The sequence below is a fragment of the Shewanella sp. FJAT-52076 genome (assembly GCF_019457455.1).
Lineage (GTDB): Bacteria > Pseudomonadota > Gammaproteobacteria > Enterobacterales > Shewanellaceae > Shewanella > Shewanella zhangzhouensis.
Genome location: NZ_CP080415.1, coordinates 291232 through 302948 on the forward strand (window position 1 = coordinate 291232; position 11717 = coordinate 302948).

The window sequence follows — 11717 nt, forward strand, 5'->3', positions numbered from 1 at the left end:
GGCATACCTCCGGGGGCTTGGATTAGAGAGAACGACCTTCTGCAATCGCGGCAACGGCAGCGATTTCTGCTGCTTCGCGCTCACGTACGCTCTGACGCTCATCGGCGTCCAGAGTGCCGGCGTTAACCAGGCCTTTTTCGATTTCGCGCAGGGCGATAACCGTTGGCTTGTCGTTCTGCTCTTCCACCATGGGGTCTTTGCCCTGAACGGCGATTTGACGGGCACGACGCGCCGCAACCAGGATCATGTCAAAACGGTTGCCGATTTGCTTAACGGCGTCTTCTACAGTTACGCGAGCCATGTAGTGGAACTCCCAAATTTAGCCGGTAAATGCACCGGTCCAGTAAAAAAATGACGCAAAAGTGTACACTAAGGCAGTCAGTCTGCCAACAGACCCTTAAGCATATCACCGTGGGTGCGGGCTTGACCAGCGCAGGTTAAGCGCCCGGCGCGGATGATAGCCTGCAAATCGGCCAGGGCCTCATCAAAGTTATCGTTAACGATAACATACTCATATTCAGTGTAATGGGACATTTCAGACACGGCCTGTGCCATGCGCGACGCGATTACGTCATCGCTGTCCTGACCTCGGCCAACAAGGCGGCGCTCCAGCTCTTCACGGCTGGGGGGCAGAATAAAAATCCCCATGGCTTCGGGCATGAGTTTTTTCACCTGCTGGGCGCCTTGCCAGTCAATGTCCAAAAACACATCGATGCCGCGCTCCAGGGTTTCCTGTACGGTAAGGCGTGAGGTGCCATAAAAGTTGCCAAAGACTTCGGCCCACTCGAAAAAAGCATCCTGTGCGATCAGCGCTTTAAATTCATCCACGCTGACAAAATGATAATGCACGCCGTTTTCTTCGCCCGGACGCGGTTTGCGGGTGGTGTGAGACACAGACACCTGCTTGTCGGCGGGTTTATCTTTCAGCAGGGCTGAAATCAGCGAAGACTTACCGGCACCGCTGGGGGCCGATACGATAAAAAGATTTCCACGAGTGCTCATCAGTTGGCTTTTCCGCTCTGGCTGGTCGCCGGGCCCGGATGTTGGCCCGTCAAAATACAAGAATAAGCCGACTATTATATTCCCGCTGCTGCCTTCTGCGCCAGCCACACAGGACAGACGCTGACATTTCACTGAAAATTGGCTAGTCTGCCCAAGATTATATGGCCATGTTTTCTGAGGTGATGCTTTGCAGCCAGGCAGTTTGTTTACCACAGTGGGTTGTGACAATGGTCGCCGTACCGGCGCCATTGGCCTGGTGACCTACACCCTTCCCGGGATTTTGGTGTTGCTGTTTGGTAGCGGCCATTGGCTGTGGTTGCCCGGAATGCTGCTTGCAGCGCTGTTTGGCCTGTCGCTGATGCGCCGTTGCCGCGACGCCCACAGGCCCCGCGGCTATCTGGTGGCGGCTTTGGTGCCTTTGCCATTCTGGCTGTTGGTGCTGAGCATGGCGGGTAATGCGGCTCTGGGGCTGATTTGCTTCGCCCTGGGTCTTGCTACCACCCTCCTGGTCAGCGTATTGCCATCGCGCCCCGTAAAAGATTATGTCGGTGGGTATTGGTCGGCAGACATGCCAGCGCCCGAACCTCTGGCCCCGAGGCGTGAACCCACCCTCGGCGGAGAGGCGCTTGATGACGCCTTTGATTCAGCTTGGGACGACCCCGACCAAGAACACACCGAGGTGGGCGGCCCATGGCACACTGTCAGCCCTGCTGACCATGACACTGGCAGCGGACACGGCAAACCAATCAGTCCGCAGCCGCACGAGCGCTTCCGGCAAGACGCTGTTCATGACTATTCCGCAACTGAGCAGGACAAGAGCGATGCACTGGCCGTGTTTGGCATGTCGGCAACCCGCGAGCAACACCTTGCAATCGAAGCCAATCATGGCATCGATGTCGCCGGCAGGCACTCCCCTGACGAGCCGGGGCAGACAATCGACGCACGGCACTCCCGAGACGCAGACCCCCACCAGGACACCCCTATCTGGCAGCAATTTACCCAGCGCAGGGCCACCACTGGCGTACGGGAAGATGACATCACCGATGATACGCCTCTTTCGGGCAACGAAGCCTATAGCTTAGAGCCAGAGCCCCGGCCACTGAGGAGTTGGGGTGATGCCTTCAATGGTGATGGTTCGCTCGAAGTGCTGATGGAGGCCATCTACCTGCACCTTAAAAACTGGTGGCGATTCTATTTATCCGGCGCGGCAGCCGTGCTGCTTGGGGTCGCGGTTGTTGCCATCGGCATGCGCTTAAGCAGTAGCCCGGAAGATGCAGGCGACAGTGCAGCAGCCAGTAAGGCCGACGTTTTGCAGGCAAGTACCCGGCTCGAGTCCGGCCTGGAGCTGGCATTGGATAAAGAGGCGCTTATTCTCAGCTGGCATGCCAACAGCACCAGTAACGGCATTATTTGGTCACTCGCCACGGCAGAAGGCGAGCGCCATTGTGCCAGCCTGCTGTTTAACAACGGCAACCGATATCGCCCAATGCAGGTGACTGATGAGCAGGGGATGCGCCGTGCACGCTTTTCGCCGCTGGACACCCAGTCCATAGTGCGGGACCTGGCCCTTCGGGGGAATGTGCAGCTCTGTGGTCAGGGCTTCAGCCTCAAAGGCAGTCAGGCGGCCATCGAAGGGCATCAGGCATTCGCCGGGTTCCTGGCTCCCTGATATTCTGCTGGCGCCTGTAAAAGGCCATGCAGTACACTCACGGGCCTATTTTGGTGATTGCAGTTTCCGGGGATTCATGGGGTTATGGCTGAACTGACATTGGTGATTCTTGCCGCCGGGCTTGGCAGCCGTTTTGGCGGCGACAAGCAGCTGGCACAGCTTGGCCCCAGGGGCGAAACCATGTTGGAGCTGTCCATCCAAAGTGCCGTGCGTGCCGGCTTCAGCCGTGCCGTGCTGGTGATACGCCCGGAGCTGGAATCGCAGCTCGCGGCGCAGCTGGCTTCTCAGGGTCCCGCCGACTTCGGCATTCATTTTTGTATTCAGGCCCGTGATGACCTGCCGCTGCCTGCCGACAAGGTTGCTGCCCTGCTCGAAGGGCGTACCAAGCCCTGGGGCACGGCCCACGCCCTTTACTGCGCCCGGCACCAACTCAAGGGTCCTTTTGCGGTGATCACCGCCGACGACTTTTATGGCGATAACGCCTTTGCCTGTATGGCCGAAGGGCTCAAGCGTGGCGGCTGGCTGATGGTTGCTTATCCGCTCGCTGCCACCCTGTCGGAACACGGCGGGGTAAACCGCGGCATCTGTCAGGTAAAGGATGGCTATCTTGCCCGGGTTGAAGAATACAAAGAGATTATTGAAGCGGATGCTGCTCTGGCAGGGCGCTTTCAGGGCGAACTGAGGCCACTTGAGCCCGATGTGCCGGTTTCCATGACCCTGTGGGGATTTGATGACAGCGTTGTCAGCTGGTTGCAGGACGCGTTAATATCCTTTCTTTTGGCATCGCCATTACCCGGGGAGGAATGTTATCTTCCCGATGTTGTACAAGCCGGTATCGACCAGGGGCAAAAAGTCCGGGTTGAAACCGCTCAGGGGGAATGGCTCGGGGTGACCTACGCAGACGATGTGCCCCGGGTAAGATCAAGATTGATGGAGTTATTGAGTGATTGAAGTTATCCGGCAGCGGGTTCTGCCTCACTATGGATTGGAAGGCAATGCTGCAAAGGTTTCAGCTCTGGGCAATGGACACATCAATGACACCTTCCTGGTGACCTGGGACGAGGGCAGCATGGTACTGCAGCGTCTCAATACCAGTGTATTTCCCACGCCCTGGACCCTGGTGGAAAATGCCGAACTCATCAGTCGCCATTTGGGCGAAAAAGAAGGCAAAGACTACGGGCTGAAAGTGGTCACCCCTAAAACCACTGCCGAGGGCGAGCTGGGCATTGATTTGGGCGAGGTCGGTTTCTGGCGCGCCATTCGTTATCTCAAGCATTCAAGCAGCATCGATGTGGTCGGCAGCGAGGCGCAGGCCGAGCAGGCCGCCCGTGCTTTTGGCCATTTTGCCCGCGCCCTGTGCGACTTCGACGCCACCCAGATTGGCGACGTCATTCCCAAGTTTCATTTCCTGCCGGGCCGTTTGGCGGCGCTGGAGCAGGCTGTTGCCGACGACAAGGCCGGTCGCCTCGCCACTTGTCGCGAATGGGTCGATTTTGCCCTCGGCCAGCGCAGTCTGCTGGATGAGCTGGCGGCCCTCGAGCCCAAGCTGCCGCTGCGGGTTTGCCATAACGACACCAAAATCAATAACATGCTTTTTGATAAGCGTGACGATTCGGCCATGGCCATCATCGATTTGGATACCTGCATGAAAGGCCATCTGATGTATGACTTTGGCGACATGGTGCGTACCTTTACCTCACCCGAGGCCGAAGACAGCAAAGCACTGGACAAGGTGCGGGTACGGCCGGAGATTTTTGCGGCCATCTGCCGCGGTTATCTGGCTGAGCTGGGGGATGTGCTGGAATCGGCAGAGCGCGAAAGCCTGTGGCTGGGTGCCCGTATCATGTGCCTGATGATTGGCGTGCGCTTTATAACGGATTATTTGAATGGCGACCTCTACTTCCATGTGCACCGTGAAGGTCACAATCTGGACCGGGCCGCCAATCAGTTCACCCTGTATCAGAGTTTGCTGACTCAGGCCGACCGCCTCAAAGCCTGCATTTTTTGAATGACAGCACCGCCCGTTTGATAACACAAAGGGCGGTGTTTTCCTGTCTGGATACAGAAACCATTTTGAGAGAGCCAAGCCTATGACCTGGAATATCGACCCCATACTGTTTAACTTTGGCGGCATCAGCCTGCACTGGTACGGGCTTTTGTTTGCCTGTGGTATTTGGGGCGGGGCAGCCCTGCTCAAGCGGATGCTCAAAGAGTCCGGGCAAAATGTGGCGCTGGTGGACGAGCTCTTTTTCCCTGTGTTTATCGGCATTATCGTGGGCGCACGCTTGATGCATTGTCTCGCCTATGAGCCCGACTTTTATCTCGCCCATCCCATGGAAATCCTCTACATCTGGAAGGGCGGCCTCGCCAGCCACGGCGGTGGCCTCGGCGCCATCCTGGGTGTGCTCTGGGTTGCCAGGCGCAACAAGCTTAGTTTGATGTATTTGTTGGATTATCTGGCACTTCCCACCCTGGTGTTTGCCGTGTGCGTGCGCCTGGCCAACCTGATGAATTCAGAAATTTACGGCAAGGTGACCGACGGCCCCTGGGGCGTGATTTTTGCCCGGGTAGACATGCTGCCAAGGCATCCGGCACAGCTGTACGAGGCCATTGGTTACCTGCTGCTGGCCGTGCTGCTGTGGCAAATGCGTCGCGCCTTGTTGGCGCTGGAAGGGCGTCTCTTTGGCGCCTTCCTCATAGGCGTGTTTGTTATCCGCATGCTGGTGGAGCTGGTTAAGCCCGAGCAGGCAAGCTACATCCCCTCGCTGCCGCTCACTGTGGGTCAGCTGCTCAGCGTGCCCTTTATTCTGGTGGGCATCTGGCTGTGGCTGCGTGCCCGCACCGGAAAGCGGAGCTGAGCCAGGGCAAATGAACCGGGGTGGCGGATAAGGCGCCGCCAACCCCGGGCGGCAGGCGTTAACGCCGCTTTTTCCTGATGGGCCAATTGCTCTTGCAGGCGCAGTTGGCCATAATTCCCGCAACCTTATCGCCCAATCGAGCCTGCGACGAGCCCATGTCTTTACCTATCCCTGCTGAAGAAGCCTCACCGGCCAGTGGACGCCGCACCGAGCGTTGTCGCTGGCTCAGAGACACCTTAAAGCGCTCACAGCAGGAGGCGGTTGCCTCGTCGGCCATGACGGCCACCTCAGATAACTTCTTTATTGCCTTTGCCATCTTTATGGGGGCGACCCTTGGGCAAATGGCCTGGGTCAGTGGCTTGCCGCAGCTCTTCGGCGCCTTGTCTCAGCTGTTGTCTGTGTGGCTGGCCAGCCACTTTGCCCGTAAGGGATTCATCGCTTTTTGTGCGGCCCTGCAGGCGTTGGTGGTGCTGTCCATGGGGGCTCTGGCGGCGTTTCGGCCCGAGCATGGGGTGTGGATTTTTATCGCCCTGGCGGCGCTCTATCATGGGTTTATCAATCTTATTCAGCCCCATTGGCGGGCCTGGATGGGGGCCGTGGTGCCACCAAGGCGCAGGGGCGCATTCTTTGCCGCCCGTACCCGGCTGACCATGGGAGCATCGCTCACGGTGTTTTTCCTGGGGGGAGGCATCCTGAGCCTCTGTGACAGTGCCGGTATGGCCTGGCTTGGCTTCAGCCTGCTGTTTTCCATTGCGGCCATAGGTCGCTGGGTGTCGGCCTGGCTGCTGTGGCAGATGCACGACCCCGAACCCAGAACGGTACGTACCTCGGGGGTGTTTGTTCGCACCCTGAAGAATTTTCGCGAAGCCTGGAAAGACGCGACCTTTCGCCAGTACAGCCTGTTCGTGGCCGGTATGCAGGCCATGGTGGCCATCTCGGCGCCCTTCTTTGCGGTGTACATGTTGGAAGGATTGCACTTCAGCTACCTGGAGTTTGTGCTCGCCAGCGTGGCCTCCGTTATAACCCAGTTTGTTACCTTAAGATTTTGGGGGCGTTTCAGCGATCTCTATGGCAATCGCCTGGTGATGTTGATTACCTCAAGCCTTATCCCCAGCCTGCCGCTGTTGTGGCTGTTCTCCGATAACTACGGGTACATCCTGGCGATTCAGGCTTTTTCCGGTTTTGCCTGGAGCGGCTTTACCCTGAGCACGGCCAACTATCTCTATGATATCCGCCCGTTTCGCTCCGACTTTGCCACCTATGCCGCGGTACAGTCGGCGCTGAGCGCGGCGCTGGTGTTTGTGGGCGCCATGGTGGGCGGCTTTATTGCCAGCCATGCGGCGGATTTCCTGAGTTTCACCGGCTGGGAGCTCGCCAGCCCCATCTTCGTGGTGTTTTTGGTGTCTACTTTCTTGCGCACCCTGGTCACGCTCTGGTTTATTCCGCGTGCGGTAGAACCCAAGGTCAGGCCAAGACCGGATCTGCTCCGGTTGGTGTTCCGCATCCGCGGCTTTAACGCCATCAGCGGCGTGGCGCTGGATTTCCTGACCGTGGTGCGAAAACGCCGCGACGGTGATGGCGCTGACAGTTAGACACAGCCGACCGATGACAGCCTGCTGGCGGCGGAACAGAGGGTTGGAAAAAGAAACAAGTAACAGGAAAGAGAGTATTTATCCCTGTTTCCCGTAGTCGAAAAAGGCGCGCCGCTCAGGGCCCGACAATTCTGCGGGTATCTTGTTTGGGTGTTTGAACTCATCAAAGCCTGCCACCCGGCCAGCCTGATTCAGGTGTGGAAAGGGGGCGTCTTCGGCGACGTCCACAAGACCTAAAAACCGGTGCAGCGCCGCGAGTGCACCTGCATCGCCGGGGTTTAACCACAGCAAATCGTCACGTCCGGCAAAATAGGCTTCTACCTGTTGCCTGTGCCTTGTAAAACACTGCTCGAGGTGCGGGGCAGAGAGTATATCCACTTGGCCTGCCTGCGCTTTAGCGAGCTCAAATACCTCATTAAAACTGCGCCTGAGCTGCGGATGAAAGCCGCCTTTGGCCCTTGGGTCGAGCTTTGGCAACATCCGCTCCAGCAGCCGTTGCATCGAGGGAACCCAGCTGTCGATAGTGCGCTCCAGGTAAACAAACTTACTGTTGGGGTAGAGTTTGTCCAGCTTTTGGTAGTCACTGAACACGGGGGCATCGGCGATGGCGTCGGCAGCCTCAAAGCTGGCCTTGGTAAAGGCCATGTGCGCCACCTTGAGCTGTGCCTGCCCGGCCTTTGGCATGGCTTCCAGCAAAGCCACACACACACTGGTGGTGCCGGTGCGGGGCAAGCCGATAATAAAAATCTTGTTGATGGACTGGTTCATGGGGTTTTTTATGAGTGGCTGTCGGTGTGCTGCTGCGGCACGGAGTGGTCGGCGCTCCCGGTCAGCACAGATCCAATAAGGGCCCTGATGGTATCAAATCGGGCGGGCAGTTGCCGCTGGCGCTTGTGAATAAGATACAGGGGCTCGAACACCCGCTCATTGCCAACACAGACCCTGAGTTTGGCCCTGTCACTGAATTGTTCTGCCACCGACAGTGGCAGCACAGTAAAGCCAAGCCCCAAGGACACAGGCAGCAGGATTTGCCCCAACTGATTGATGTAGCTGCTCACCGGAAAGTCTTCGGCAAAGGCATCTTGGTAGCCTTCATGTTTGCTGTGGGCAAAAAACAGCGACAGGTAATGGGCTGCATCCGGGTGGCTTATCAGCCCAAGGGCTTTGAGCTCGTCTATTGAGGGCAGGGCGGTTTCATCTGTACTGGTATCCGCACTCGCTTTGGTGCCGGCGCTTGCCGGTAATACCAAACACAGCGCCTGAGTGCCTATCTCTTCTTCATTAAACAACCCCCTCGGCGGCGGCGCCGTGATAATGCCAAGGTCTTTGTCCCCCTGCTGCACCTCGTTGATGATGCGGGCATTGGGCGCGGCCTCCATATGTACCTTAAGCCCCGGATGTTTCGCCTGCAGTGCCAGCAGCCGGGGGTAGAGCAGCTGCGCCAGCGCGCCGGAGCAGGCCAGGCGGCAGATGCCGTTGTAGGGATTGTCTTCATCCAAACTGCCAAGCAGCGCCGCCTCAGCCCTGGCCTGGGACAGCGCATACTGATATAGCCTTGAACCTGCCTCGGTCAGCTCTATGCCACTGCGACTGCGAAGCAGCAGCTGGTGGCCACAGGCCTGCTCCAGCTTATTCAGGTGCTGGCTTACTCCGGGCTGGGTCATAAAGAGTTTGTTGGCCGTTTGGGTAAAGTGGCCTGTGTCCACCAGGGTGACAAAGGTCCTGAGCCACAGTGGGTTAAGCATGGCGGGTTCTCTCAATGTGTCTGCTTTGGGCAAATCGCCAAGCTTGAGCGGCCCATGTCACAGCTCAATTGGCTGGCGATTTAATAACAAAAAATTATTGAAATAAGAATATATGATAATTTTTCATTGATCTATTCCGGGCGTAACCTTTGTCGCATCGGGCAATACCGCAGCGCTTACCAGTGATATACAACCGGCGCTGCAACCCATGTCCTGCTTGTTCGAATACATGATTTCAACGACGAGGTTAGCCATGAACACATATCCACGCAGCTTTTCCCACATAGGTATTTCTGTGCCCGACCTTGAGGCCGCGGTGAAGTTTTACACCGAGGTACTCGGCTGGTACCTCATCATGCCTCCCACCGAGATTGTGGAAGACGACTCGGCCATCGGCGAAATGTGTACCGATGTTTTCGGTGCCGGTTGGGAGCGTTTTCGCATCGCCCACCTGTCCACCGGCGATCGCATCGGCGTTGAGCTGTTCGAGTTCAAAAACCAAGAGAACCCGGAAGACAACTTCGAATACTGGAAAACCGGTATCTTCCACTTCTGTGTACAAGACCCGGATGTTGAAGGCCTGGCCGAGAAAATCGTCGCCGCCGGTGGGAAAAAGCGCATGAAAGCCCCACGCTACTATTACCCGGGTGAAAAGCCTTACCGCATGATTTATATGGAAGATCCCTTCGGGAATATCCTTGAGATCTACAGCCACAGTTATGAGCTGCACTATTCGAGTGGTGCCTATACAGGCTGAGTGTTTTCGTCCCAGCTAAGCGACAGAATAGTTTCTGTCGCTTAGCTGGCGCCGAAGCGCTCTGTGCGCCACGCGGAGGCAGTATCGACTTGCGAATGCATCCGTGCATAAAGGCCAGCTCGCCTTCCTTGGCTTGCGCTCATGTGCGCTCTGTCGAGCATGAGCCCTTGTCCAATCTCCCTGCGACCCCAGACGAAGCCGAAATCCCCTCAGTCTTGTGGACGAAACTGGCTAGCGCTTCAGACGCTCATCCCTGATTCGACTGAAGCTGGCTCGGCTTCCTGCCTCGCCCACGCCATTTCGCCTAACGCACTTCGGCGGCTTCGATGGGGAATAAGCGCGTCGTTTCCCTTAGCTTTGCAGCATTTACATGATGGTTTTGATGAGTTTCGCTACAGATCGAAATACAGGGACGACAACTGAGTTGCCAAACTGCTTGTATGCACTGGCATCAGCGCAAACTATGCGAAAGTCGGTGTCATGCTCGTTTCTGTCAAACTCTGGCTTTTCAAAGCCCATCAGTCTGGCGCATTCCTGCGGAGTTAAGCGGCGCGGCGTTTTATACAGTGCGTCGAACTCTTTGGCATACCGGCCAACAGTATTGTCATATTTTTCTTCGCCAGTTTTGATCATTTCTTTGTATTCGGCCTCAGAGGCATCTGGGTGTTGAGTCTTGAACTGATCGGCAAAATGTTTGGCGTAAGCTTCTCTCTCCTGATTTTTTTGGATGGCAAACTGCTTTTTATCGTTGAGATAATCTTGCTCAAGCTCTGATTGGTTGATCAGAATCTCGGAACCATCTTTGTAGTATCTGGCCGATAGAGTGCGTGTGGTTGCTGAGTCGTCTTTGGGATTTACCAAACCAAAGCCAAAACCATTGCCCTTGGTTTGGTGTTTCAGGGCGTAGTGATACAGGTAGTTCCAAAGGTTTGGAGTCAGTGTGTATTTTTGCTTCTCGCCATCACTCAAGTCGCAGAGAATGTCGGCCACAGTATAGCGGGATTTTGGCTTTTCAATCTGGCTGAGTGACAGCTCTTTTAATGATGGATTGGCTTCCACCAGATCATTTCGAATACCAACCAGAACAATACGTTCTCTGTGCTGAGGAATGAAGTGAATGCCATCAATGATAGCGGGCTCATTTTTGCGCTTACGCACATTTGCTATGGCATCTTCAATGTCAGTGCCGGCATTGGTGATATCCAGTACCCAGTAGCCCAAGCGATCCAGGGTACGGATGATGGTTGCAAATGTATTGCCTTTATCGTGGCTTTTCAGATTCTTAACGTTTTCAAGCACAAAGTACTTTGGCTGCCTTGCTTCAATGATTTTTTCAACATCAAAGAATAGGGTGCCCTGAGTATCGCATTCAAATCCGTGGGCCCTACCCAATGAGTTCTTCTTTGACACACCGGCAATGGAAAAGGGCTGACAGGGGAAACCGGCCAGCAACACATCATGTTCAGGGATGTGCTTGCGAATGTGCTCGGCTTTTTCTTCATCGCTGAGCAGTTGGTTACCGCTGAGCGTTACCTTGGTGATGTCCATGAACGAGCTGTTTCGCTCGGGGTTTTCCTCTTCGGAGTCAAGGAAATAAGGCAGTTCATGTTCATCCACGTAGTGGTTTGCCAAATAGGTTCGACGTGCCTTGGGCTCCCATTCACTGGTGAATACGCATTTCCCGCCAACTTCTTCGAAACCTTTACGAAGACCGCCAATACCGGCAAAGAGGTCAATAAATTTGAAGTCAGGATTGTTCCAGTGCAGTGGTTTTGCTGGTAACAGGCTGCGTCGGATCAGTTCCATCGCTCGAGCATCAAGCCCAATGCTGGCGGAGTCCGGATCCTTGCAAAGCTTGTTCAGGCTCTCCCTACTGGTATTGAAACCCAAATCATTCAACTTGATGGCAAGATTTTTCTGATCGTATATCTCAATCAGCAACTTGAGCAGGCGCCTTGCTTGCTGTTCATCTTCTTTGTTCAGTTCTTCATGAAGCTTATCGCCAAGGGCAACTATCTCTCTGGTCATGGCTAAATACTATCTGGGAAAGTTGTGTCGCACTTTATCACACGTTTTTCCCTTTTCGATATTTTT

The 11717-nt window shown here is 55.7% G+C and carries 11 protein-coding genes; 6 read left to right on the plus strand and 5 right to left on the minus strand.

What is annotated here, in order from left to right:
* Window positions 1–22 precede the first annotated feature (22 nt).
* Together rpoZ and gmk are read right to left on the minus strand one after the other, a co-directional pair.
* On the minus strand, window positions 23–301 hold the full coding sequence (rpoZ, locus tag K0H79_RS01385; protein ID WP_011758386.1) for a DNA-directed RNA polymerase subunit omega: 279 nt from the start codon (window positions 299–301) through the stop codon (window positions 23–25).
* Window positions 302–378: 77 nt separating this feature from the next.
* Window positions 379–1002 (minus strand): guanylate kinase, encoded by a 624-nt coding sequence (gene gmk / locus K0H79_RS01390; protein ID WP_220066403.1) that lies wholly within the window; start codon window positions 1000–1002, stop codon window positions 379–381.
* 187 nt (window positions 1003–1189) lie between these two features.
* On the opposite strand from gmk, the gene K0H79_RS01395 reads away from it, so the two are divergent.
* The 5 genes from K0H79_RS01395 (at window position 1190) to K0H79_RS01415 (ending at window position 7121) form a co-directional block, all read left to right on the plus strand.
* Window positions 1190–2671, plus strand: a complete 1482-nt coding sequence (locus K0H79_RS01395) for a hypothetical protein (RefSeq protein ID WP_220077055.1) — start codon at window positions 1190–1192, stop codon at window positions 2669–2671.
* A gap of 84 nt (window positions 2672–2755) precedes the next feature.
* Window positions 2756–3622 carry an NTP transferase domain-containing protein gene (locus K0H79_RS01400; protein ID WP_220077056.1) on the plus strand — a complete coding sequence of 289 codons (867 nt, stop codon included), beginning with the start codon at window positions 2756–2758 and terminating at the stop codon, window positions 3620–3622.
* The gene (locus K0H79_RS01405) at window positions 3615–4679 is read left to right on the plus strand and encodes a phosphotransferase enzyme family protein (RefSeq protein WP_220077057.1); all 1065 of its coding nucleotides are present in this window, start codon (window positions 3615–3617) and stop codon (window positions 4677–4679) included. Before K0H79_RS01400 ends, K0H79_RS01405 begins: the two co-directional genes overlap by 8 nt.
* An 82-nt stretch (window positions 4680–4761) precedes the next feature.
* Entirely contained in the window at window positions 4762–5529 is a 768-nt protein-coding gene (lgt, locus tag K0H79_RS01410; RefSeq protein ID WP_220077058.1) for a prolipoprotein diacylglyceryl transferase, read from the plus strand.
* Window positions 5530–5684: 155 nt separating this feature from the next.
* Window positions 5685–7121 (plus strand): MFS transporter, encoded by a 1437-nt coding sequence (locus tag K0H79_RS01415; RefSeq protein WP_220077059.1) that lies wholly within the window; start codon window positions 5685–5687, stop codon window positions 7119–7121.
* A gap of 78 nt (window positions 7122–7199) precedes the next feature.
* Here K0H79_RS01415 and K0H79_RS01420 read toward each other — a convergent pair whose 3' ends face one another.
* Window positions 7200–7889 carry a sulfotransferase family protein gene (locus K0H79_RS01420; protein WP_220077060.1) on the minus strand — a complete coding sequence of 230 codons (690 nt, stop codon included), beginning with the start codon at window positions 7887–7889 and terminating at the stop codon, window positions 7200–7202.
* A gap of 8 nt (window positions 7890–7897) precedes the next feature.
* Complete coding sequence (locus K0H79_RS01425; RefSeq protein WP_220077061.1) at window positions 7898–8866, minus strand: LysR family transcriptional regulator; 969 nt, start codon at window positions 8864–8866, stop codon at window positions 7898–7900.
* Between the two features lie 253 nt (window positions 8867–9119).
* Between K0H79_RS01425 and K0H79_RS01430 the strand changes: the two genes are divergently transcribed.
* Window positions 9120–9623 carry a lactoylglutathione lyase family protein gene (locus K0H79_RS01430; RefSeq protein WP_011758396.1) on the plus strand — a complete coding sequence of 168 codons (504 nt, stop codon included), beginning with the start codon at window positions 9120–9122 and terminating at the stop codon, window positions 9621–9623.
* A gap of 366 nt (window positions 9624–9989) precedes the next feature.
* On the opposite strand, the gene dcm is transcribed toward K0H79_RS01430, so the two are convergent.
* A complete protein-coding gene (gene dcm, locus K0H79_RS01435; protein WP_220077062.1) occupies window positions 9990–11651 on the minus strand; it encodes a DNA (cytosine-5-)-methyltransferase in 1662 nt (553 codons plus the stop codon).
* Window positions 11652–11717: the final 66 nt, after the last annotated feature.